At 32.9% G+C, this 23,148-nt stretch carries 26 protein-coding genes; all 26 read left to right on the top strand.

The window, feature by feature from the left end; translation table 11 throughout:
* Positions 1–6: 6 nt before the first annotated feature.
* The 26 genes from fliG to R9X47_RS02085 all read left to right on the top strand — a co-directional run bounded on the left by fliG (position 7) and on the right by R9X47_RS02085 (position 23,146).
* A complete protein-coding gene (gene fliG, locus R9X47_RS02210; protein WP_432665059.1) occupies positions 7–1,017 on the top strand; it encodes a flagellar motor switch protein FliG in 1,011 nt (336 codons plus the stop codon).
* On the top strand, positions 1,010–1,753 hold the full coding sequence (locus R9X47_RS02205; RefSeq protein WP_432665058.1) for a FliH/SctL family protein: 744 nt from the start codon (positions 1,010–1,012) through the stop codon (positions 1,751–1,753). The genes fliG and R9X47_RS02205 overlap by 8 nt, the downstream gene beginning before the upstream one ends.
* A 5-nt stretch (positions 1,754–1,758) precedes the next feature.
* Positions 1,759–3,069 (top strand): flagellar protein export ATPase FliI, encoded by a 1,311-nt coding sequence (gene fliI / locus R9X47_RS02200; protein ID WP_432665057.1) that lies wholly within the window; start codon positions 1,759–1,761, stop codon positions 3,067–3,069.
* 18 nt (positions 3,070–3,087) lie between these two features.
* The gene (fliJ, locus tag R9X47_RS02195) at positions 3,088–3,534 is read left to right on the top strand and encodes a flagellar export protein FliJ (protein ID WP_432665056.1); all 447 of its coding nucleotides are present in this window, start codon (positions 3,088–3,090) and stop codon (positions 3,532–3,534) included.
* Between the two features lie 5 nt (positions 3,535–3,539).
* Positions 3,540–4,790 (top strand): hypothetical protein, encoded by a 1,251-nt coding sequence (locus R9X47_RS02190; RefSeq protein ID WP_432665055.1) that lies wholly within the window; start codon positions 3,540–3,542, stop codon positions 4,788–4,790.
* Positions 4,791–4,826: 36 nt separating this feature from the next.
* Positions 4,827–6,257, top strand: a complete 1,431-nt coding sequence (locus tag R9X47_RS02185) for a flagellar hook-length control protein FliK (RefSeq protein ID WP_432665054.1) — start codon at positions 4,827–4,829, stop codon at positions 6,255–6,257.
* A gap of 13 nt (positions 6,258–6,270) precedes the next feature.
* Positions 6,271–6,672 carry a flagellar hook assembly protein FlgD gene (locus R9X47_RS02180; protein ID WP_432665053.1) on the top strand — a complete coding sequence of 134 codons (402 nt, stop codon included), beginning with the start codon at positions 6,271–6,273 and terminating at the stop codon, positions 6,670–6,672.
* Positions 6,673–6,697: 25 nt separating this feature from the next.
* Positions 6,698–7,066 (top strand): TIGR02530 family flagellar biosynthesis protein, encoded by a 369-nt coding sequence (locus R9X47_RS02175; RefSeq protein WP_432665052.1) that lies wholly within the window; start codon positions 6,698–6,700, stop codon positions 7,064–7,066.
* Positions 7,067–7,147: 81 nt separating this feature from the next.
* Positions 7,148–8,476 (top strand): flagellar hook protein FlgE, encoded by a 1,329-nt coding sequence (locus tag R9X47_RS02170; protein ID WP_432665051.1) that lies wholly within the window; start codon positions 7,148–7,150, stop codon positions 8,474–8,476.
* Between the two features lie 96 nt (positions 8,477–8,572).
* Positions 8,573–8,794, top strand: a complete 222-nt coding sequence (locus R9X47_RS02165; protein ID WP_432665050.1) for a flagellar FlbD family protein — start codon at positions 8,573–8,575, stop codon at positions 8,792–8,794.
* A gap of 3 nt (positions 8,795–8,797) precedes the next feature.
* Positions 8,798–9,592: a motility protein A gene (locus R9X47_RS02160; RefSeq protein WP_432665049.1), complete on the top strand. Its 795-nt coding sequence runs from the start codon at positions 8,798–8,800 to the stop codon at positions 9,590–9,592.
* On the top strand, positions 9,585–10,337 hold the full coding sequence (locus tag R9X47_RS02155) for a flagellar motor protein MotB (RefSeq protein ID WP_432665048.1): 753 nt from the start codon (positions 9,585–9,587) through the stop codon (positions 10,335–10,337). The genes R9X47_RS02160 and R9X47_RS02155 overlap by 8 nt, the downstream gene beginning before the upstream one ends.
* Before the next feature lie 274 nt (positions 10,338–10,611).
* Positions 10,612–11,028 (top strand): flagellar basal body-associated FliL family protein, encoded by a 417-nt coding sequence (locus tag R9X47_RS02150; protein WP_432665047.1) that lies wholly within the window; start codon positions 10,612–10,614, stop codon positions 11,026–11,028.
* Positions 11,029–11,046: 18 nt separating this feature from the next.
* Positions 11,047–12,042, top strand: coding sequence for a flagellar motor switch protein FliM (gene fliM / locus R9X47_RS02145; protein WP_432665046.1), 996 nt, complete (start codon positions 11,047–11,049; stop codon positions 12,040–12,042).
* Positions 12,035–13,216, top strand: coding sequence for a flagellar motor switch phosphatase FliY (gene fliY / locus R9X47_RS02140; protein ID WP_432665045.1), 1,182 nt, complete (start codon positions 12,035–12,037; stop codon positions 13,214–13,216). The genes fliM and fliY overlap by 8 nt, the downstream gene beginning before the upstream one ends.
* Before the next feature lie 21 nt (positions 13,217–13,237).
* A complete protein-coding gene (locus R9X47_RS02135; protein ID WP_432665044.1) occupies positions 13,238–13,600 on the top strand; it encodes a response regulator in 363 nt (120 codons plus the stop codon).
* A 24-nt stretch (positions 13,601–13,624) separates the two neighbouring features.
* Positions 13,625–13,939 (top strand): flagellar biosynthetic protein FliO, encoded by a 315-nt coding sequence (locus R9X47_RS02130; protein ID WP_432665043.1) that lies wholly within the window; start codon positions 13,625–13,627, stop codon positions 13,937–13,939.
* A 159-nt stretch (positions 13,940–14,098) separates the two neighbouring features.
* On the top strand, positions 14,099–14,881 hold the full coding sequence (gene fliP / locus R9X47_RS02125; protein WP_432665042.1) for a flagellar type III secretion system pore protein FliP: 783 nt from the start codon (positions 14,099–14,101) through the stop codon (positions 14,879–14,881).
* 10 nt (positions 14,882–14,891) lie between these two features.
* On the top strand, positions 14,892–15,161 hold the full coding sequence (gene fliQ, locus R9X47_RS02120) for a flagellar biosynthesis protein FliQ (RefSeq protein WP_432665041.1): 270 nt from the start codon (positions 14,892–14,894) through the stop codon (positions 15,159–15,161).
* Positions 15,162–15,257: 96 nt separating this feature from the next.
* Entirely contained in the window at positions 15,258–16,025 is a 768-nt protein-coding gene (gene fliR, locus R9X47_RS02115) for a flagellar biosynthetic protein FliR (RefSeq protein WP_432665040.1), read from the top strand.
* Positions 16,026–16,097: 72 nt separating this feature from the next.
* A complete protein-coding gene (gene flhB / locus R9X47_RS02110; protein WP_432665039.1) occupies positions 16,098–17,180 on the top strand; it encodes a flagellar biosynthesis protein FlhB in 1,083 nt (360 codons plus the stop codon).
* A gap of 90 nt (positions 17,181–17,270) precedes the next feature.
* Complete coding sequence (flhA, locus tag R9X47_RS02105) at positions 17,271–19,298, top strand: flagellar biosynthesis protein FlhA (RefSeq protein WP_432665038.1); 2,028 nt, start codon at positions 17,271–17,273, stop codon at positions 19,296–19,298.
* Positions 19,298–20,446, top strand: a complete 1,149-nt coding sequence (gene flhF, locus R9X47_RS02100) for a flagellar biosynthesis protein FlhF (protein WP_432665037.1) — start codon at positions 19,298–19,300, stop codon at positions 20,444–20,446. The genes flhA and flhF overlap by 1 nt, the downstream gene beginning before the upstream one ends.
* Position 20,447: 1 nt before the next feature.
* Positions 20,448–21,335 (top strand): MinD/ParA family protein, encoded by an 888-nt coding sequence (locus tag R9X47_RS02095; protein ID WP_432665036.1) that lies wholly within the window; start codon positions 20,448–20,450, stop codon positions 21,333–21,335.
* 80 nt (positions 21,336–21,415) lie between these two features.
* Positions 21,416–22,078: a flagellar brake protein gene (locus R9X47_RS02090; protein WP_432665035.1), complete on the top strand. Its 663-nt coding sequence runs from the start codon at positions 21,416–21,418 to the stop codon at positions 22,076–22,078.
* Entirely contained in the window at positions 22,079–23,146 is a 1,068-nt protein-coding gene (locus R9X47_RS02085; protein ID WP_432665034.1) for a protein-glutamate methylesterase/protein-glutamine glutaminase, read from the top strand.
* Positions 23,147–23,148: the final 2 nt, after the last annotated feature.

Genomic DNA, 23,148 nt, shown 5'->3' with positions numbered 1-23,148 from the left:
TTATCCATGGCAAGAAAAGTTGGATTATCTGGTCGTGAAAAAGCAGCAATTCTGTTGATTTCACTAGGACCTGATAAGTCTGCAAAGGTATTTAAACATTTGCATGATGATGAAATAGAAGAACTTACACTTGAAATTGCAAATATGAGAAAAATAAGTTCTGAAGAAAAAGATGATGTCCTTGAAGAATTTTACCAGATATGCCTTGCGCAAAACTTTATTTCTGAAGGCGGCATTAATTACGCAAAAGAAGTACTTGAAAAGGCAATGGGATCAAATAAAGCATTAGAAATTATTAATAAGTTAACAGCATCTCTTCAAGTTAGACCTTTTGACTTTGTACGAAAGGCAGATGCTAGCCAACTTCTAAACTTTATTCAAAATGAGCATCCTCAGACAATTGCATTGATACTTTCTTATTTAGGAGCGAATCAAGCAGGACAGATTCTTTCAGCACTGCCTCAAGAAAAACAGGCAGATGTTGCCCAAAGGATTGCCACCATGGATAGAACTTCACCGGAAATAATTAAAGAGGTCGAATATGTCTTAGAGAGAAAGCTGTCTTCTATGGTGACTCAAGATTATACATCGACTGGTGGTGTTGGAACTATTGTTGATATACTAAATTCTGTAGATAGAGGAACAGAGAAGTTTATTATGGAAACCCTTGAGATTCAAGATACAGAATTGGCTGAAGATATTAAGAAGAGAATGTTTGTATTCGAAGACATTATTACTCTTGATAGTACATCCGTACAAAGATTTATTAGAGAAGTTGACAACAATGAACTTTCTATAGCGTTAAAGGGTTCTACTCAAGAAGTAAAAGATATGATTTTTGCTAATATGTCTAAAAGAATGGCTGAAATGGTTAAGGAAGACATGGAGTTTATGGGACCAGTTAGATTGCGAGATGTTGAAGAGGCTCAACAGAAAATTGTTAATATTATCAGGAAGCTAGAAGAAGCCGGAGAAATAATTCTATCACGTGGTGGAGGAGATGAAATAATTGTCTAGAGTTTTGAAGTCTTCGCAGATTATTTTAGATAATGACAAATTCAAACTACCACTTAGCATTCCTATTAGAAAGGAACCTATAAAGTCTGTTGAAGAAAACGATGAAGAAAAAGTCAAAGAAAATCTTGAAGTTATTGTAGCAGAGAAGATGAAGGAAATGGACGAATTATATCAAAATGCTCGCTTGGAAGCAGACAAGATTATCTCTGATGCATATGAAAAATCAAATGCTGTCATGGAACAGGCTAGACAAGATGGTTTTTCTGAAGGCAGAAATGAAGGCTTTGAGGAAGGGAAAAATCTAGCTGATAGTATTATACAGGAAGCCCTAACGATAAAAAGGCAGGTAGAAGCTGATACGAAGTCTGCGGCAATTAGACTGGAAGAAGATGTTGTTAAATTAACTATTTCGACAATTGAGAAGATACTAAACAAAACGATAGAAGAGGATCAGGGTATAATACAGAGTTTGGTTCATCTTGGATTAGAGAAGTGTGCATATACTGAGGACTTAACTTTAAGAGTAAGCCCGGATGACTATGACTTTGCTATAAGTATTAAAGATAAGATATTGGTATTAAGTCAAAATATTAATGATATTGTTATCAAACAGGATAAATCTCTAGCAAAGGGCAGTTGTATATTAGACTCGGAAGCTGGGAGTGTTGACAGTGGTATTTGGACTCAATTTAGTCAGGTCAAAGAAATGTTTGAAGAACTATTAAGAAGTGAGTGATTAGTATGTCCTTTGTTATGAAATATCTTAATGGTATAGAAAAAACAAACCTACTTAAATTTAGTGGTAAAGTTTCTAAATTAGTTGGGCTTACGATTGAATCACAAGGTCCAGCTGTTGAGATTGGAGAAGTGTGCTATATACATCCACTGAAGGGTGGAGAGCCAATTAAATCTGAAGTAGTAGGCTTTAGAAATGAAACAGTAATTTTAATGCCCTTAGGAGATATGGGTGGTATAGGCCCTGGGAGCTTAGTTGTGGCAACTGGGCATTCCCTGATGGTAAATGTAGGACAACATCTACTGGGTAGGATATTAGATGGATTGGGAAATCCTTTGGATGGAAAGGGTTTAATATCATCTAAAAGTAGATACTCTGTTGACAATGCTCCTCCAAATCCACTGCTTAGAGATAAAATTACTGAGGCCCTTCCATTAGGCATTAAAGCTATTGATGGTCTTCTAACGTGTGGTAAAGGGCAAAGAATGGGAATATTTGCAGGTAGTGGTGTGGGAAAAAGTACGTTAATGGGTATGATAGCAAAAAATACCAAGGCTGATGTTAATGTCATTGCTCTCATAGGTGAGCGTGGAAGAGAAGTAAGAGAATTTATTGAAAATGATCTAAAGGATGAAGGCTTGGAAAGATCTGTGGTAATAGTAGCAACATCTGACCAGCCAGCATTAGTTAGAACTAAAGCTGCATATATTGCTACGGCTATAGCAGAGTATTTTAGAGATGCAGGTAAAAACGTTATGTTAATGATGGACTCTCTTACAAGGTTTTCTATGGCACAGAGAGAGGTAGGGTTAGCTGTTGGTGAACCTCCTGTTACTAGGGGGTATACCCCATCTGTGTTTGCTACACTCCCAAAGCTTCTAGAAAGAGCTGGGAATTCTGAAAAAGGCTCTATTACAGCGTTATATACAGTGCTTGTTGATGGAGATGATCTAAATGAGCCAATAACAGATGCTGTAAGAGGGATCCTTGATGGTCATATTTTTTTATCAAGGAAGTTAGCTAGTCAGGGACACTATCCTTCAATTGATATCTTACACAGCATAAGCAGAGTTATGCCCAACGTAGTAATGGATTCTCATTTGAATGCATCAAGAGTTTTTCGAGAATACCTTGCTGTTTATAGAGAATCTGAGGATTTAATAAATATTGGTGCATATGCTAAGGGCAGTAATAAAAGAATCGACTTAGCTATAGAAAAAATTGATTCTTTTAATGAACTACTAAAGCAAGGTGTAGACGAAAAAATTAGTTTTGAAGATACATTAAAGTGTTTAGAAGAGGTTACATATATATAGGCCGAGAGGATGATTTATATGAAGAACTTCAAATTTAAATATAGGAGCATTTTATCACTACTTGAGAACAAGGAAGATAGTATTAAAAACAGATTAGGTCAAGCTTATAGTATTCTAAACGAAGAAAAGAATAAGTTGAATGAATTGCAGCTTGTGGATAGAAAGTATTCTGAACTTTTAAGAAATGAGACTTCAGAAGGGTGTAAACTCATTTTCTTGAGAACCATTGAAAGCTATAGAGAAGAATTAAATAGAAAAATGGTTTTTCAAAATGACTTGATCAAGAAAAAAGAAGATGAAATAGTATCAATTAAAAATGAATTATTGGAAGCAATGAAAGAGAAAAAGATTATGGAAAAATTAAAAGAAAAAAAGCTTAATGAACACAATATGGTTCTGAAAAAACTCGAGGAAAATGCAGTTGATCAAATTGTTACTTACAAAAATAGCTTACTACATAGGTGATTATAATGGCAAATAAAGAAAATCAGTCAGAAAAAGGACTAGGAGTCGGAAAAATTTTAATGATAATTCTTACAGTGTTTATAATAACACCTTTACTTATTGTGAGTCTTATTTACTATACGAATAATGATTTCAAAATGCAAGCAAATAAGTATTTGGTTCAATTACCTGGACCTGTTGGAGATTATTTCAACTCCTATCCAACTAAGAAGGAAGTTGATAGTCAAAAGATTGCTATAGCTAAATATCTCGTTGAAATTGACGATAGTAGAGCTAGCGATAAGTTAACACTGATTAAGAATGAAGATGAAGTTCTTTATAATGAGCTTATCAAGGTAATGCTAAAGCTGAAACCGAATAAGACTCAGAATATTACAAGTGAAATCAGAAAAAATCTTTTGAAAAAAGATGTTCTAATAAGAACTATAGAGCAAATTGATGAGGAAAAGAAAAAAGAAGTAGTTGATTTGGCTAAGTATTATGAATCGTTATCGACAATAACCGCAATTGGAGAAATCAAATCTGATCTAGAAAGCAAAAAGGTTTCTTACTCTGAGATGGGAAGCATTTTTGAAAATATGAAAAATGAAAATGCGGTTAAGCTTTTAAGATACTTAGAGAAGGATATAGCTACCAAAATAATTAGTAATTTTAGTTTTGATGAGAAAAAAAGAGATATAAATAATATGTTAAGTTCAATCAAGGATAATGAAAAAAAACTCAAGAATTTAGCTGAGATTTATTCTACTGAAAGTCCTGAGAAGCTTGTTGATATTATTGGGAATACTCAGACGTACAAACTAAGCGATCTATCCATAATATACAAGGCGCTAGGTGTTAAGAAATCAGCTATGATTCTTGCTAAGCTGGATAATGAAGAATTTGTTCATGAGTTGATAAACACCATTAAGGAAAAAGAAATACTGGTAAAAGGTGAAGACTTATTTACCGAAGATATATTAAGAGCTTATAAAGTATACAGAGATTTTGATAGTAATGTTACTGAATTAACCTCAATATATGAAAAAATGAGCGATGCTCAAATAGCGGAGCTTATTAAGAGAATGATAAGAAATAGTAGTGAACCCCAGATTTATGAATTGTTCAACGGAGAACTTCTATCTATAAGCGATGAAGATCTAGCTTTAGCAATGTTGAAGAAATTTAATGAAAGAAAACTAGCTTCTATATTATCAACCCTTGATACAAGTTTATCATCGGAAATAACAAGAAAGCTAACAATGCCTGAACTTTAAAATTTACATATAAAATTATTGAAAGGAGGTGAAAAAATGACGAATGGTGATATAATTCAAGCAAGGATGTTTCAAAGAACTATGCTTTCAAAAACTCAAACTTCAGAATCACCTAAGAGTAAACCATCGAGTGGTAAAGATGATAGTTTTAGTAAAGTACTCAGTAATAAAAAGAATGAAAAGAAAGCTGCAGAAAAGTCTGCTGTTAAATCGTCTGATAAGCCTGATAAGAAGGAAGAAACTAAAGCCTTAAAGGAGTCTGAAACTAAGCCAACTGATGAAAAGAGCCTTTCTGAAGATGAGATATCTAAAGTAGAGAAAGTAAAAGTAGATGAAGCAGAGGAATCAAAAGATGTAGATACTTTAGACGAAGAAGAAATGCTAAATGAGCTAACTTCTTTAATCGAAGACTTAATACATACTTTACAATTGAATGATATAGTGGACAAGGAGAAGTTGCAGCAAATAATTAGCGATTTTGAGCAATCAGAGTTAAACCTTGATGAGCTAAAGAATGTGGTAACTGATTTAGAATTGATTACTAAAGATATTGAAAGCGTAGAGGTTAGCGATAAGTTGGTAAAAATTGGACAACTATTAGAAACCCTTGATCTAGCAACTACAGCATCTTTGAGTAATGTTCCAAAGGAACTAGTTGAGAATTCAAAGGATGTAAGTGATGACAGTAAAGTTAGTGTTGAAGAAGAGGTAAACAATAAAAACCTTAGTACTGAAGATGAAAAGGCAACTTTAGTAAAAAAAGTTGAGGAAAAAGCTGAAAGTAATGTAGAAGAAAATATTTCAAAACATACTGAAGAAAATTCTGAAAAGGATGCTGAAAAAGACGTTAATAAAAAATCAGAGACAATTGCTTCATCAGACGGTACCGATAAAGATAAACAGTTATTTACTATCAAAAAAGATATTAATAATGTAGAAACCAAGCAAAAAGATTTTGATTTATCAGGTACGAACAACATTCAAATAGACGAGTTTAAAGGTTTTGAAACTGTTAATACAGATAAAACCTTAGAAAATGTTGTAAAAACTGATATGAAAATTTTCAACCAAATTATTGAAGGTGCGAAAATTAATATATCAGAGGATGTTTCAGAAATGCTTATAAAGATGAAGCCTGATAATTTAGGTAAATTGTCTATGAAAATTGTAGTTGATAGAGGTATGCTAGTAGCTAGGTTTGAAGTTGAAAGTCAGATAGTAAAAGAGACTATTGAATCAAACTTAGAAGATCTTAGAAATGCTTTGAAGGATAAAGGTTTTGAAATACAACAATTTGATGTTTCAGTAAATAAAGATTCAGAGCATAGTGAAAATTATTTTTCATACTTTAACAAAGGAAAATCTAAGAAGATGTCAATTAAGAGTGAGGTTTTCGCAAATGATACTTACTCTACAAGTCACCAAAGTATTGATGGATTGACGTCTACAATCGACTATTTAGGTTAAGGAGGTGGAGCCAATGGCTGATGCAGTGAGTAACAACCCTAATACCAATTTAGTACCAAAACCTGAGAATCAAAATTCTAATAACCCAAACGCTGAGCTTGATAAAGATGCCTTTTTACAGCTCTTAACTACACAATTGGCTAATCAAGATCCATTAAATCCTATTGAGGATAAGGAATTTATTTCTCAAATGGCACAATTTAGTTCTTTAGAGCAGTTAACTAATTTAAATACTGCTATGGAGCTAAACGTTGTTTTAATGAATAAGACTAATGAGTCGATACTTGAGCAAAGCGAGTTAATTAAAGAGTTAAATGAGAATCAAGAAACAACTTTAGAAAAAGATACAGAGATAATTAATCAGTTAATTAAATTGAATAATGCCTTTGAAAGCTATTTTGATGATGACGAGTAAAAGAAGGAGAGGAGTTATTAAATAAGTGAGACTTAATAATAATTTGATTATTAGTCAGAGCAATAATATTAAACCAACGCAGAACTTAGTTACGCAGAAAAAATCTTTTCAAGAAATCTTAAGTGGTATTGAAAAGAAACAAGATGTAAAGTTTTCAAAGCATGCTCTGGAGAGGCTGAGGGTTAGAAACATTGACCTTTCAAATACTGAAATAAGCAAAATTAATGGTGCTATTCAGCAGGCAGAAAAGAAAGGTGTACGAGAAGCTCTTATTCTAATGGATAACAAAGCCTTTATTGCTAGCGTAAAAAATAGAACTATTATTACAGCCGCTAGTGATGAGCAGCTAAAAGAAAACATTTTTACAAATATTGATGGAGCCGTAATAATATAAGCTGGACCTTCAGAAGGAAGCTTTTTATCTCTGAATGACAGAAGAGATAGATTACGGCAAATAATAAGGAGGTCATTTACCATGATGAGATCAATGTACTCTGGAGTATCAGGGCTAAGAACTCACCAGACTAAAATGGATATTATTGGTAACAATATAGCGAATGTAAATACTGTAGGTTTTAAAAGAAGTTCAATTACTTTTAAAGAAATTTTTGCTCAGACAATTAGTGGTGCAGGTGCTCCACAGGGTGGTAGAGGTGGAACAAATCCACAGCAAATAGGTCTAGGTGTTGGTGTAGGATCTATAAGTGTTAACCATACTCAAGGTACAGTGCAAAGTACTGGATATACCACAGATTTAATGGTAGATGGAAATGGATATTTTATAGTGTCAGGAGACGCCAATGCTCAGAGTCATTACTATACCAGGGCAGGAAATTTCGATTTTGATCAAGAAGGAAACTTTGTAACACCTAGTGGATACAAGGTTTTAGATAAGAATTTAGAGCCAATAAAGCTTAACAGATCTGAAATTAAGCCCGCAACAGCTACGACTGGAATAGAATTGAATGGAAATATCAATATTGATGATGCTACTGCTTCTACAGTTGTTAAAGTATACGATAGTTTAGGTGATACGCATAACCTTACTATTGATTTTGGGGCAGTTAATAAATATGCTGGTCCTCCTGCCTATAGTACTAGACAGGTAACAATTACGGATGAGGCTGGAACCGTTATGTATGGTGGTACTGGTGCTGAACGATATATAAGATTTAATTCTTCAGGGGTTTGTGAGGCTCGGAATGCGGACCCTACTGCAACTCCACCTGTTGTGTTTAATAGTGGGCTTTATTCTGACGCGGCAGGTACTGCAGCTGTTGGTCCAGCTGGAACTCCTGAAACCTTTACCTTATCATATCCTGGCGCAGATGATATAACTATAGCGATGTCACCTGATGTTTTTGTAAACGATGATAATGAACCAATTCTTAATCAGGTTAGCGGTGAGTCTGATGTAAAGGGTGTTCAGCTTTCTGGAAGATCAGCTGGAACATTAGACGGTTATTATATAGCCACTACTGGAGAAATATTTGGAACCTTCACTAACGGTGAAGATAAGGTTTTAGCTACTATCGGATTGGTTGATTTCGACAATCCAGCCGGCCTTTTAAAAATAGGTGGGAACCTATTTATTGATTCACCTAACTCAGGTACTCCTAAATATGGAGCGCCAATGACAGGAAGCTTTGGGGACTTAAAGCCTGGTTCATTAGAAATGTCAAATGTTGACTTGTCCCTTGAATTTACTGAGATGATAACTGCTCAAAGAGGTTTTCAAGCGAACTCACGTATTATTACAACTACCGATGAAATGCTTCAAGAGTTAGTTAATCTTAAGAGATAGTAACTTGTAAAAGAGAATTTTACTTTTTATGTTTTATAAATAACCTCTGGGCCTTGGTGGTCCAGAGGCTTATAGAGATAACAAAGGATGGTTCAAATGATATATTTAACTAGGCTTAATGAAAAGGCGCTTGTTGTGAATTGTGAGCAAATTGAGTTCATTGAAGCAACGCCAAATACAGTAATATCCATGACTACTGGTAGGAAAATTGTCGTATCAGAGAGTATTGACGAAGTTATTGTCAAAGTTGTAGAATATAAGAGGAAAGTTTTTGGGCAAGGTAATCCCATTATAAAATATCAAGGAAATGAGGTGTAGTCATTGGATTTAGCAACCATAGTAGGATTGATTTCAGGTGTTGTACTTATTTTATGGGGAATTATGAATGCAGGTAGTCTTAGTTGGTATTGGGATACACCTTCAATTTTAATTGTTATGGGTGGTACTTTTGCGGCTACTTTCATAGCTTATCCATTAAAAAAAGTATTGGCTACCTTTAACGTTGTAAAAAAGGCTTTTTCAAATAATAATATAGAAACTGGTCTAATTATAAGTAAAGTTGTAGACCTTGCAAATATAGCAAGAAGAGAAGGTTTGCTTGCTCTAGAAGAAGCTGTTGAAAGTATAAATGACGAATTTCTTCAAAAGGGTGTTATGCTTATAGTAGATGGTACAGATCCAGAACTGGTTAAGAATATACTTGAAACAGAAATTGCCTTTTTAGAAGAAAGACACAGTGAAGGGAAGAGTATACTAGATACAATGGGAACTCTGTCTCCAGCTTTCGGTATGATAGGTACATTGATTGGTTTGGTTGCAATGCTTAAACAGCTAGATAACCCATCGACAATTGGACCAAGTATGGCTGTTGCCTTAATTACAACTTTATATGGTACACTTTTTGCAAATCTCATCTGTATTCCATTGGCGAAAAAGTTAAAACTCAGAAGTAGAGAGGAAGTATTGATCAAGGAAATTATGATAGAGGGACTTCTTTCAATACAAGCCGGTGAAAACCCAAGAATTATCGAAGAGAAGCTTAAAGCTTTCTTGTCACCTGCAGTTAGAAAAATGTTAGGTAATCAAGAAGATATGGGGGCTACTGCTAATGAGTAGAAGAAAACCAAGGGAGGAAGAAGCAGGTGGAATACCTGAATATATGGCTACCTATGGTGACCTAGTGACATTGCTACTATGCTTTTTCGTGTTATTGTTCGCATTTTCGACAATAGATGCAAAGAAATTTCAAGCAATTATGGAATCTTTTCAGGGGTCAGCTGGAGTCTTAAGTGGGGGAAAGACCTTAGATGATACACATTTCGTAAACAATTCTACCCTTACTAATAAGATTACAGCTAATATAAAGGAAATTACTAAATTGAAGGCTCTACAGGCAAGTTTTGAAAAACATCTAAAGGATAATGACCTTGAGGATCAAATCAAGGTAGAGCTAGATGATAGAGGCCTCTTACTAAGATTTGATGATAATGTTCTCTTTGATTCTGGGAGAGCTGAGCTAAAATTTCAATCTAAAAAGACCTTGAGATTTATTTCAGACTTACTTAATCAAGAGCAGTTTTCTGATAAATTTATTCGTGTAGAGGGTCATACTGATTCAGATCCTATAAAGAATAGTAGAAAATTTCCTACAAATTGGGAATTATCGACTATTAGAGCAGTTAATGTTGCTAGATTTTTTATTGAGGAAACAAAAATGAAGCCTGATAAAATATCGGTTTCTGGATATAGCAAATACCACCCTGTTGCTCCGAATGATACATATGAAAATAAAGCTAAAAACAGGAGAGTGGATATTGTAATACTGAATTCAGACAATGAAAAAAGCGAGCCAAATTATTAAGTTTTCCATATAGAAACTGCAATGAAACTTTACATTTTCAATCCCTGAATAACCTAGAGGTCTTTAGTATTCAGAAATTGAAAATGTAAATTAATAAGTGCATTCTATGTTTATAAGTTGTATTTCTGAAAATTGCATTATCTTATGAAGATGACTTTATAAAAAAGAGTCTATTATAGAACTAAATATGTTATTATAATTAATGAAGTTCTAATTTCTGAGATATGACAATATAGATTAATTTTCACATTTGAATTAAAAAGGGGACAATATTATGACTGTGAAAAAGGTTATACTGTTTAGCCTGATTGGTTTATTGGTTTTAGCTTTAATCTTTGGTGCAATATTCTTTTTTGTTCTAAACAAAAAGTCAGATGATAAGGCGAAGAAAATTGATTACTATGAATTTAGGCTAGATGCCATGTACACTAATTTGAAAGATAGCAGTAACATTCTTAAGACTAGTATAACAATAGAGTATACAAATACTAAGGTTCTTGAAACTCTTAACAAAAGCAAGGTCAAGATAACTAACAGTGTGCTAGAATTATTAAGGAGTAAAACTGCAGAGGAATTATCAGGAAAAGAAGGTTTACAAAATGCCAGAAAAGCTGTTTTGGATAGTGTAATGGAAATAACACAATCCAAAGATATTTCAAATATTTACTTTACTGAATTTATAATCCAATAATAGTTGGAGGTGACGTAGTTGTCAGATGTCCTTTCACAAAACGAAATTGATGACCTGCTCCAGGCCTTGAGCACTGGTGAAGTAGACGTCAAAGAATTTAAGGATGAAACCATAGAAAAAAAGGTAAAAAAATATGATTTTAGAAGACCAGACAAATTTGCCAAGGAGCAATTACGTACACTACAAATAATCCATGAAAATTTTGGAAGGCTTCTAAACACTTTTTTATCTGGTTACCTAAGGACATTAATAAATATAGATGTTCTTTCAGTTGAGCAGCTAACTTATCATGAGTTTAGCAACTCCATATCCGATCCAGCAGTTCTTGCTATTATGGATTTTTCGCCATTAAATGGTCAGATAATAATGGATATCTCAACTGATGTAGCTTTTTCTATGATTGAAAGAGTTTTAGGTGGAAATGGTAGACTACTTAAGGAAAGTCGTACTTTCACTGAAATTGAAATAACTCTTTTGAAGAGGATACTTGTCAAAATTAACAAATTGCTAATGGAGTCTTGGGAGAATATTATAACTTTAAATCCGTCATTGGAAAAAATTGAAACAAACTCCCAGTTTGCTCAAATTGTTTCACCTAATGAGACTATTGCATTAGTTACTCTGAGCATAAGCATTGGTGAAGTTGAAGGCTTATTAAATATGTGTATCCCGCATTTTGTTCTTGAGCCTATTATTCAAAAACTTAACTCAAAGCTTTGGTTTTCATCCAATAATAAAGAAATTACTAGTAAAGAGAAGGATGCTATAAAAGTTGGCTTAGAGAAAACTTTTGTAAATGTTAAAGCTATTGTAGGTAGCGCTGATATAACTGTTGGTGATTTTTTGAATCTTCAAGTTGGCGACGTTGTTCAGCTGGATACAAAAATATATGAAGATATAAAAGTTATAGTAGGGGGACAAAAAAAGTTTTTAGGTAAACCCGGTACTATAAAGAAGAAAGTGGCTATTAGAATTAGTGACCTTATACAGGAAGGAGATGAGCTAAATGGCTGATATGCTTTCTCAAGAAGAAATAGATGCTTTACTAAAAGGATCATCATCCGATGCTCCAGAAGACTATGATGACTTGTCAAATGATGAAAAGGATGCTTTAGGAGAAGTCGGTAATATTAGCATGGGAACATCGGCTACTACTTTGTTTACTTTGCTAGGACAGAAGGTTACAATTACTACTCCAAAGGTTTCAGTGACAACACTTGATGAGATCTCAAGTAACTATTCTATACCATGTGTTGCTGTTAGAATAAAATATAGAGAAGGAATTGAAGGATTTAACCTTTTAGTTCTAAATGAAGAAGATGTAAAAATAATTACTGATTTGATGATGGGTGGTGATGGACAAAACGTTTCACAAGATCTTACTGACATTCATTTAAGTGCTATCGGTGAGGCTATGAACCAAATGATTGGGTCATCATGTACATCTCTTTCCGAAATATTCAGTACAAAAATTGACATTCTTCCGCCAGAAGCATTTTCAGTAGACTTATCAACTAAAAACTATGAAGATATGTTGCTTAGTGGAAATCAAAGTATTGTTAAAATAGCATTTAACATGACAGTTGGAGATCTAATAGATAGTGAAATAATGCAGATAATACCAATTGAATTTGCAAAGAAGTTGGTATCTCCGTTGTTAAACATGGGAAGTAATTCGTCCCATGGTCAAGTAAATGCAGATATATTATCTGAAGATAATCATATTGTTGATGATAGTGTAAATAATATTCCGAATCAAACTCATGTCCAACAACCTCAAAATATCAGAAATAATGATAACAATGCAAGCTATAATAGTAGTATTTCAAATTCAAGCAATAGAATTAGCAATAATGTTAACCAAGATCCTGTTAATGTTAAACCATTACAATTTGAAAGCTTCGATGATATGAATGATGGGTATAACTCTTATAGTGACATAGGGCTTATTAGAGATGTACCTTTAGGTATAACTGTAGAACTAGGAAGGTCAGTAAAGCAAATCAGTGAAATCCTTGATTTTGGTCCTGGTACAGTTATAGAGCTAGATAGGCTTGTTGGGGAGTCTCTAGACATTCTTGTCAACGGGAAACAGATTGCGAAGGGTGAAGTGGTTGTAGTTGATGAAAACTATGGGATTAGAATTACTGAGATTATAAATCCACAAAAACGATTAAATAATTTCTAGATAATTAAAGGAGGAAGTATTATGGCAAATGGAATTTTAATAGTTGACGACGCAGCTTTTATGAGGATGATGATCCGTGATGTTTTATCAAAAAATGGATATGAGGTTTTAGGTGAAGCAGAAAATGGTCAAAAGGCGATTGAAAAGTATAAAGAGTTAAGTCCTGATCTAGTTATTATGGATATTACTATGCCAGAGGTTGATGGTATACAAGCTGTTAAAGAAATTAAAAAGTTATCTCCAGATGCAAAAATAGTTATGTGCTCGGCTATGGGACAACAGGCTATGGTTATTGAGGCTATACAAGCTGGTGCACGTGATTTTATTGTTAAACCTTTCCAAGCAGATAGAGTAATCGAAGCAGTAAAGAAAGTTCTTGGTTAGATTGAAGGGAGAAATGCTACTTAAATGAATAGTTATTATCCTATTATTGTATTCTTTGCATCCATTTTAATTATAGTTTTAGCCTTTTTTACAACTCGGCTAGTATCCGGTGGAATTAAGGGTAATATGTCGGGAAGAAATATTAAGTTTATTGAGAAATTGCCACTAGGTGTGGACAAGTCACTTATTTTAATTCAATTAGAAAGCCATTACTATCTTATGTATTTGAGCAAAAGTGGTGCACAATTGATAGATAAACTTGATTCTTTACATATAGATGATAGTATGCAGAGTAATATATCATTTAGTGAAATATTTAAAAATTTTAAGAGTAAGTAGCAGAGAAAATGTTATTAAAAAATCCTAAATGAATGTTAGTGATAGTGAATAGAAAATTATGAGCGTTTAGATCATATTATGGGAGCACTTATTTTCAACTTAGGACTTTAACAACTCTGTTTTCTTATTCTGGACTATATTACAGGTAAGGATGAAAAAATGAATAAAATATTAAGATATTTTATCATCACTATAGCAATAGTAATTCTTCTAAGTAACTTTTATGCTATTACAAATAGATCTACGGTTTACGCTGAGCCGGAGGTGCCTATTCCTAAAATCAGTTTAAATTTTGATTCAGCTGAAAGTCCAGAGGAGATTGCATCGAGCATAGAGATAATTGTATTACTCACTGTTTTGGCTTTGGCTCCATCAATATTAATTATGATGACAAGCTTTACTAGGATAATAATTATATTATCCTTTTTAAGAAAAGCATTATCTACCCAAACAACGCCACCTAATCAGGTTTTAATTGGGTTAGCACTATTTTTGACATTTTTTATTATGGCACCAACGTTTGATGCCATTAATGAAAACGCCATTATACCTTATACTAATGGTGAAATATCTTTTGAGGAGGCTACTGATGAGGCAGTCAAACCCTTAAGAGAATTTATGTTCAAACAGACAAGACAAAAGGATCTAGCGCTATTTATAAATACTATAGGTGTTGAAAAGCCAAAAAAACTTGAGGATGTACCAACAAGGGCTTTAGTTCCTGCTTTTATAATAAGTGAACTCAAAACTGGCTTTGGAGTTGGATTTCTATTGTTTATACCTTTTATTGTTGTAGATATGGTAGTTGCAAGTACATTAATGTCTATGGGAATGATGATGTTACCACCTGTTATGATTTCACTACCATTTAAGATACTACTTTTTATAATGATTGACGGTTGGAATCTAATCATTAAACACATTTTAGTTGGGTTTAATTAGGAGTGTTAAGATGGATGAAGGTTTAGTACTTGATATATTGCAGCAAGCCATGTTTACAGTGATATTATTAGCGTCACCATTATTGTTAGCTGGATTGTTTGTTGGCTTAGCTGTAAGTATATTTCAGGCAACCACTCAAATTCAAGAAGCAACTTTAGCTTTTGTACCTAAAATTCTAGCTGTTTTTCTATCACTAATAATGTTAGGACCATGGCTACTAAGAAAAGCAATAGAGTTTACGACATATATTTTTTCAAATATAAATAACTTTATTAATTAGTCAAAAATCAATTTCCATTAAAATCTTGGAAGACTATATCAGTTGCTAATAAAGTAATTTGAGCTTTGCTAACATAAATAGAATGGAAGATTTTAAATGGATATAATGGAAAAAGCGATTTTATTATTTTTAGTCTTTAGTAGGATTAGTGGAATTTTCTTGTTGACACCATTATTTGGAAACAAGACTATTCCAATACCTTTAAAAATTGGTTTCTCAGGTTTTTTAACTTTAGTAGCTTTTCCTATTGTTATATTTTCAGAGCAAATAAACTTTATTAGCATATATCAATTACTATACTTTATGATCTTTGAATTTTTTATTGGACTTATTATAGGATTCATATCTCTTTTAGTACTAAATTCGATTTATTTAGCAGGGGTTATGGTAGATAGAAATATTGGATTCTCTATGGTAAGCGTGATAAGTCCCCAAGATGAATCACAGATTCCAATAACAGCTAACTTTTACTATATTATAGCTACATTAGTTTTTTTGGCTGCAGATTTACATCATATGGTAATAAAGGCTATTTTATATAGTTTCAAGGTGATCCCTATAGGATATCAAAATATTAACCTCTTATTTGTGGACAAGGTTACTGAAATCTTAAGAGTTTCATTTATTATTGGTTTCAAGATGTCGGCTCCGATAATTATAACGATTTTTGTAGCGAATGTTTTATTAGGAATTTTATCTCGAGCTATGCCACAAATGAATGTTTTTATGGTGGGAATGCCATTGAAAGTATTTATAGGACTGGTTACTTTGTTTATAATATTACCACTTTATCTTGGAGTCTTTAATAACATTTTTTCAATAATGTTTGACTATATTAAAGAATTCTTTGACAAAGCTATTTAATCTAATATTAATCATAGCAAATTCAGAGCTTTCTATGATCAAACTGGACAAAGTTAATATAAGGATGGTTAAATGACAATTTTTAAGATTAACCTACAGCTTTTCACAGGTGAGAAAACTGAAAAAGCAACTCCTAAACGTAGAAGAGAAGCTAGGGAAAAGGGTCAGGTACACCAAAGCAAAGAGATTAACTCTGCTTTAGTATTGATTTGTGTTTTTCTTGCAATTAACTTTTTTCACAGCTATTGGTATAAGGAAATGGACAAGTTTTACAATAAGATACTAAACTATTCTTCATCTGTTAATAATTTTTACACGGTTAAAAATATTACTCTTATGTCTAATGAAGTATTATGGACTATTTTAAAGCTTGCTTTACCTCTTTTGTTTCTTTCCTTAGCTGTTGGCCTGATTTGTAGTTATATGCAAGTAGGGTTCCTTTTTACTACTAAAACACTTGCAGTTAAATTAGACAAACTTAACCCCATAAGTGGTTTTAAAAGAATGTTTTCTTTAAAATCCGTTGTGGAACTTGTAAAAGCACTTTTAAAAATAGCTATTCTTTTATTAGTCACAGTAAATTATTTAATTAAGGAATATAACAATATACTTAATGTTTTTGATATGAATATTGAACATATAATGGCTTATTTATGGAAAGTTGTTTTAGCCATAACAATGAGATGTTCCATGATACTTCTTATTTTAGCAGTATTAGATTACTTCTATAAGAAGTGGGAATTTGAAAAGGAACTTAAAATGTCTAAACATGATGTTAAGGAAGAGTATAAGCAGACTGAAGGAGATCCGCAAATCAAATCAAAGATAAAGCAAAAACAGCGTCAGATAGCGATGAGTAGAATGATGCAGGATGTGCCAACGGCTGATGTTGTTATTACCAATCCTACTCACTTTGCTGTTGCATTAGCCTATAACGATGATGGGCATCAAGCACCAAAGGTAATTGCAAAGGGGCAAGATTTGATTGCACAGAATATAAAGAAAATTGCAACTGAGAATAACATACCACTTTATGAGAATAAACCACTTGCAAGGAAGTTATTTTATACTGTTGATATAGGAGAATTTATTCCTCCAGACTTATATCATGCTGTAGCAGAAGTTTTAGCATATATTTACAGCTTAAAGGGTTAGAATCAGAAAAATCTTTCACTTTAGGACTTTGGTAGATATCTATTACATGACATTGTAATAATTTAATTTGTTCAATTAGGAGGAAATCAAATGAAATTTGGCGATATTATTGTTGTCGTAGCTATAATAGCGATTATTATGATAATAATAATTCCTGTGCCTTTAGTTGTTTTGGACTTATTATTAAGCGTAAATATTTCATTGGCTTTATTAATATTACTAATTTCAATATATAATAAAGAGCCTTTACAATTTTCAATATTCCCATCACTTTTATTGATAACTACACTCTTTAGGTTATCACTTAATATATCGACAACCCGATATATTTTGAAAGATGGAAATGCTGGAAGTGTAATAGAAGCCTTCGGTAATTTTGTTATCGGTGGTAACGCTATAGTAGGTTTCATAATTTTCATTATCATTGTTATCATTCAATTTTTAGTTATTACTAAAGGTTCTGAAAGGGTTTACGAGGTTGCAGCACGTTTTACTTTAGATGCTATGCCTGGAAAACAAATGGCTATCGATGCTGATCTTAACTCTGGTTTGATCTCGGAGAGTGAAGCTCGAGCAAGAAGAATGAAAATACAAAATGAAGCCGATTTTTATGGAGCCATGGATGGTGCAAGTAAGTTTGTAAAGGGAGACGCCATAGCGGGGATTATTATTACTATAATAAATATAGCGGCTGGTTTCGTTATTGGAGTCATTATGAAGAAAATGAATGTTACCGAAGCTATACAGCAATATACATTATTAACTGTTGGTGATGGTCTAGTAAGTCAGATACCTGCCTTGTTAATTTCAACTGGAACAGGTATTGTAGTTACAAGAGCTGCATCAGATACTGACTTAGGAAATGATCTAATAAATCAATTATTTAGACAGCCAAAAGTAATGTTTATAATAAGTGGAGTTTTATTTGTTTTAGGTATTACCCCATTGCCAACTGTACCATATTTTACACTATCAGGCTTATTTATTTACTTAGGATTCATTCTACGTAATGAAATCATCAAAAACGAAAGTGATGAAATAGTAGAAGAAGAAGTAGCCGAGGTAGAGGAGATACGAAAGCCAGAAAATATTATACCGTTATTACAGGTTGACCCAATTGAATTAGAGTTTGGCTATGGTATTATACCTTTGGCTGATCCGAATCAGGGGGGAGATTTATTTGACCGACTTGTAATGATTCGAAGGCAGATAGCTTTGGAGCTTGGTATGGTTGTTCCAATGATAAGACTTAGAGATAATATACAGTTGGAATCAAATAACTATGTAATAAAAATTAAAGGGACAGAAGTTTCACAAGGTGGAATAATGTTTAATCATTTTTTAGCTATGAATCCAGGAAATGCTGATGATACAATTCCTGGTATTGATACAGTAGAACCAGCTTTTGGTCTACCAGCAAAGTGGATTACTGATGATGATCGTGAAAAGGCAGAAATTCTGGGTTATACAGTAGTTGATCCATCGTCAATAATATCAACTCATTTAACTGAGGTTATTAAAAAGTATTCTTACGAATTGTTAGGAAGACAAGAAGTTAAGACTCTAATTGATAATGTTAAAGAAAATCACTCTGCACTGATTGATGAGTTAGTACCGAAACTCATGAGTTATGGCGAAATTCAAAAGGTTTTATGTAATTTGCTTAAGGAGAAAGTTTCAATTAGAGACTTAGTAACAATTCTGGAGACCCTAGCGGATTATTGTCTGTTAACTAAAGATGCAAACATGTTAACTGAATATGTAAGACAAGCACTAGGGAGATCAATAACTAAGCAATATATACCTAATAAAAGCGCTAAGGTAGTTATGCTCGATCCTGAACTTGAAAAAGTGATTATGCAGTCAATTCAGCAGTCAGAGCACGGATCATATTTATCCTTAGATCCTACTACAACACAAGTTATATTAAATAATCTTTCTGGGCACATACAAAAGTTAGTTTCGGTAGGTGAGCAGCCTATAGTAGTAACGGCCCCTATAGTTAGATTTTACTTTAAAATTCTAACAGAACAACTTATACCTGATTTGATTGTATTATCCTATAACGAAATAGACCCTGATGTTGAGATTCAGTCTATAGGGACGGTGAAGATATAATGAAAGTTAAAAGATATATAGCCAAAGATGTTCAAGAGGCTATGATTAAGGTAAAAAGTGAACTAGGAAGAGATGCGATAATACTTCACACAAGAAAAATCAAGAAGCCTGGACTAGGTGGGCTTTTCAAAAAGCCATTATTTGAAGTTGTTGCCGCAGTGGATTCTAAGAATAAGGAAGAGAATAAAGCTATAAATTCACCTAAGCAAAACTTAACTAGACAGAGAACCTTTTCAAGTAGTGAAGGTTCAAACATCCTGAACTCCGAGATGACAGATGTGAATACCATCAATAATGAAATAAGCTCAATCAAATCACTTTTAACAAATGTATTAAAAAAGATCGATGGAGAACCTAAGTCTGAAGTAGCAAGTATCTTAAAAAAATATGAGGATATGTTTGAAGATAAAAATGTTATCAAATCCGTTTCAGATAAGATTTTATCAATTGTTAGTAGACAAATAAGTATCTCTGATAAAAATGATCAGTCTATTAAAAATGCAATTAAAATTATCCTTAAAGACTATTTGGGTACTCCCTTTGTTATTGATAATAATTCTAAAAAACAGAATGTGATTTTCTTTGTGGGCCCAACAGGTGTTGGAAAAACCACGACTATTGCTAAGCTTGCAGCAAAACAAACGATTATGCATAACAAATCTGTTGCATTAATAACCTCGGACACATATAGAATTGCGGCTGTTGATCAACTTAGAACCTATAGTGAGATCCTAAATGTGCCGATAACAGTTATATATGAGCAAAGTGAGCTTAAAGATGCAATGGAAAAGTATGCTGATAAAGATTTCATTTTTGTAGATACTGCAGGAAGAAATCATAAGAATGGAGAATTGCTGGCTGAACTTAAGACTCTAATATCAACTGTAGAGTCACCTACAGTATTTTTACTTTTAAGTTTGACAACTGGCTATAAAGATATGAAAGCAATAATAGATTCATATCAATTTCTAGATTATTATAATTTGATATTTACCAAAATTGATGAGGCATCATCCTTAGGCAATATTTTAAATGCCAAGTTTCTTTCCTCGATGCCACTATCATATGTAACTACCGGGCAAAGTGTACCTGACGATATAGAACTCATCGATATTGACAATATTGTTAACTTGTTTGTAGGTGATTAATATGAAGGATCAAGCGCATAATTTACGACAACTTATAGGAAGCTTTAAAGAAAGCAAAAATAAAGTAATAAATATGAGTACAAAACCAGAGAATAGCGCAAGAGTTCTAGCAGTTACTAGTGGTAAGGGTGGAGTTGGAAAAACAAATTTTACAATAAATTTAGGGATAGCATTGAGCAAATTAAACAAAAGAGTTTCAATAATAGATGCCGATTTAGGGTTAGGTAACATTGATGTTGTTTTAGGGCTGATACCTAAATTTACATTAGCTAACGTCATTAGAAATGAACTTAGTATATTGGATACAATAGTAAAGGGCCCTAATGGTATAAATATAATTTCTGGTGGCTCTGGTATAATGGATTTAATTGATTTATCTAAGGATGAAATCGAAAACCTAATATCAAACTTTTATTTGCTAAACCAATGTTCAGATTATATTTTAATTGATACAGGTGCTGGAATTAATAGTTCTGTCGTATCCTTTATAGAGGCATCCGATGAAGTTATATTGGTTGTTACACCGGAACCTACATCTATTACAGATGCCTATGCCCTTATAAAGAATATTAAGAGGGAGAAAAAATCCATTAAGCTTGTGCTTAATAGGATTGAATCCACAAAAGAAGGTCACGAAGTTTTTGACAAAATAAATTCAGCAACAAAAAAGTTCTTAGACTTTCAAGTTGAGAAATTAGGGTTTATATACGAAGATGTAGCAGTAAGAAAGTCTGTAAAGGAGCAAAAACCATTTATGATAAAGTTTCCAAATTCAGTTGCTAGTAAAGGAATTGAATCAGTAGCATATAATCTTTTGAATAATCAGAGAGAATTGAAAAATTTCTCAAGCTTTAAAAGGTTTGTAAATAATCTTTTTAATAAAATGTAGAAGTGTATATAGTAAATGCTGAAATTTTTATTAAACTGTTAAAGTTTTGTATTGACAGAGCAATTTGAGGAGGATCATTCTTGGAAAAAAAGATAAGTAAATTACTTAAACTAGGTGAAAATATTGAAATCGAAATTGATAATGGAGAATCATTTCTTAAGATGAAAAGTAGTATTTTATCTGTTATCAATGATAACCGTATTTCTATAGCCATGCCTATTCATAAAGGTAAAATTTATCCTATCGCTTCTGAAAAAAGAATCAATATAGTTTTTAGTAAAGAGAACAAAGGTACATTTTACTTTACTGCTGAAGTAGTCAATAGGATGGAAAAAGAAAATATAAAAATACTTTTAGTCAAGAAGATAAGTGATATAAAACACTTTCAAAGAAGAGACTTCTTTAGATTGAGTATAGTACTAAATATGGATTTAGAAATAATTGAAAATGGATCACCTATAAAAACTATTGCTGCAATTAGTAAAGATATTAGTGGAGGTGGTTTGAGACTAATTACAAAAGAGAAACTACCAAAGGATACAGTAGTGAAATGTATTATGGATCTTGATAATGATGTTGTTGAACCATTTGGAAAGGTTATTAGGTGTTCACCACAAGCAGATTCAATAATAAAGTATGATGTAGGTATCTGTTTTACAGCTATAGACGAAAGTATTCGCTCGAAAATCATATCCTTTATATTCAAGAATCAAAGAAAATTAAGAAAAAAAGGGTTGATATAAATGTCTAAAATAAAGGTGCTAATAGTAGATGATTCAGCTTTCATGAGAAAAATACTGTCTGACATAGTTAGTTCTCATCCAGACATTGATGTAATTAATACTGCAAAAAATGGTGAAGAAGCTATAAAAAAGATACAAGAGGATAAGCCGGATGTTGTCACTTTAGATGTTGAAATGCCTATAATGGATGGATTAAGTGCACTCAAAAAAATAATGAATGACTATCCTGTACCAGTCCTTATGCTAAGTAGTTTAACCAAAGAAGGTGCCGATTCAACTATTAAGGCATTACAATATGGAGCAGTAGATTTTATAGCAAAACCTAGTAACATTTTTAAAATCAATGTTGATGATATGAAGAAGCAATTGATTGACAAGGTAATTATTGCATCTAAGGTTAAATTTAGAAAGAACCTTCTCAACAAAAATGATAGTCTAGGTGTAACCAGAAAAACAGTCCAGAGGACAAAGAGAACAGTTTCTAGTAAGAGTAGAATGAAAAAAATTGTAGCCATAGGTACTTCTACTGGTGGACCTAGAGCTCTACAGAATGTTCTACCCCATATCCCTAAGGATATTGACGCCGCTATTGTAATTGTTCAGCACATGCCACCTGGTTTCACTAAGTCTTTGGCAAACAGATTAGATTCAATATCTGAAATTAGTATAAAGGAAGCAGAACATAATGATATTCTACTTCCCGGACACGCTTATATTGCTCCAGGTTCTGAGCATATGGAGATTGTTAAAGAAGGCGATACTTATGTAATTAAGTTGAATAAGGAGGCACCTGTATCAGGCCATAGACCTTCAGTAGATGTGCTTATGAATTCTTTAGCTAGAACAGGTGTTAGGGATATTATAGGAGTAATCCTTACTGGTATGGGTTCCGATGGAGCTGCAGGCCTTAAAAATCTAAAAAATAATTCAGCATATATAATAGCCCAGGATGAAGAAAGTTGTGTAGTATTTGGTATGCCAAAGTCGACAATAAAGCTTGGAGTTGTTGATAAAGTCTTACCGATTGATGATATTAGTGATGAAATAATAAAAGCAGTGGAGGTGTAAGT

It is taken from the genome of Wukongibacter baidiensis, from assembly GCF_050888315.1.
Taxonomy (GTDB): domain Bacteria; phylum Bacillota; class Clostridia; order Peptostreptococcales; family Caminicellaceae; genus Wukongibacter; species Wukongibacter baidiensis.
This window is presented reverse-complemented; position numbering and strand designations above follow the sequence as displayed.

Coding starts and splice junctions, on each gene's coding strand:
- fliG (WP_432665059.1), top strand. CDS start 7: ATGGCAAGAAAAGTTGGATTATCTGGTCGTGAAAAAGCAGCAATTCTG.
- fliI (WP_432665057.1), top strand. CDS start 1,759: ATGTCCTTTGTTATGAAATATCTTAATGGTATAGAAAAAACAAACCTA.
- fliJ (WP_432665056.1), top strand. CDS start 3,088: ATGAAGAACTTCAAATTTAAATATAGGAGCATTTTATCACTACTTGAG.
- R9X47_RS02190 (WP_432665055.1), top strand. CDS start 3,540: ATGGCAAATAAAGAAAATCAGTCAGAAAAAGGACTAGGAGTCGGAAAA.
- R9X47_RS02185 (WP_432665054.1), top strand. CDS start 4,827: ATGACGAATGGTGATATAATTCAAGCAAGGATGTTTCAAAGAACTATG.
- R9X47_RS02180 (WP_432665053.1), top strand. CDS start 6,271: ATGGCTGATGCAGTGAGTAACAACCCTAATACCAATTTAGTACCAAAA.
- R9X47_RS02170 (WP_432665051.1), top strand. CDS start 7,148: ATGATGAGATCAATGTACTCTGGAGTATCAGGGCTAAGAACTCACCAG.
- R9X47_RS02165 (WP_432665050.1), top strand. CDS start 8,573: ATGATATATTTAACTAGGCTTAATGAAAAGGCGCTTGTTGTGAATTGT.
- R9X47_RS02155 (WP_432665048.1), top strand. CDS start 9,585: ATGAGTAGAAGAAAACCAAGGGAGGAAGAAGCAGGTGGAATACCTGAA.
- R9X47_RS02150 (WP_432665047.1), top strand. CDS start 10,612: ATGACTGTGAAAAAGGTTATACTGTTTAGCCTGATTGGTTTATTGGTT.
- fliY (WP_432665045.1), top strand. CDS start 12,035: ATGGCTGATATGCTTTCTCAAGAAGAAATAGATGCTTTACTAAAAGGA.
- R9X47_RS02135 (WP_432665044.1), top strand. CDS start 13,238: ATGGCAAATGGAATTTTAATAGTTGACGACGCAGCTTTTATGAGGATG.
- R9X47_RS02130 (WP_432665043.1), top strand. CDS start 13,625: ATGAATAGTTATTATCCTATTATTGTATTCTTTGCATCCATTTTAATT.
- fliP (WP_432665042.1), top strand. CDS start 14,099: ATGAATAAAATATTAAGATATTTTATCATCACTATAGCAATAGTAATT.
- fliQ (WP_432665041.1), top strand. CDS start 14,892: ATGGATGAAGGTTTAGTACTTGATATATTGCAGCAAGCCATGTTTACA.
- fliR (WP_432665040.1), top strand. CDS start 15,258: ATGGATATAATGGAAAAAGCGATTTTATTATTTTTAGTCTTTAGTAGG.
- flhB (WP_432665039.1), top strand. CDS start 16,098: ATGACAATTTTTAAGATTAACCTACAGCTTTTCACAGGTGAGAAAACT.
- flhA (WP_432665038.1), top strand. CDS start 17,271: ATGAAATTTGGCGATATTATTGTTGTCGTAGCTATAATAGCGATTATT.
- flhF (WP_432665037.1), top strand. CDS start 19,298: ATGAAAGTTAAAAGATATATAGCCAAAGATGTTCAAGAGGCTATGATT.
- R9X47_RS02095 (WP_432665036.1), top strand. CDS start 20,448: ATGAAGGATCAAGCGCATAATTTACGACAACTTATAGGAAGCTTTAAA.
- R9X47_RS02085 (WP_432665034.1), top strand. CDS start 22,079: ATGTCTAAAATAAAGGTGCTAATAGTAGATGATTCAGCTTTCATGAGA.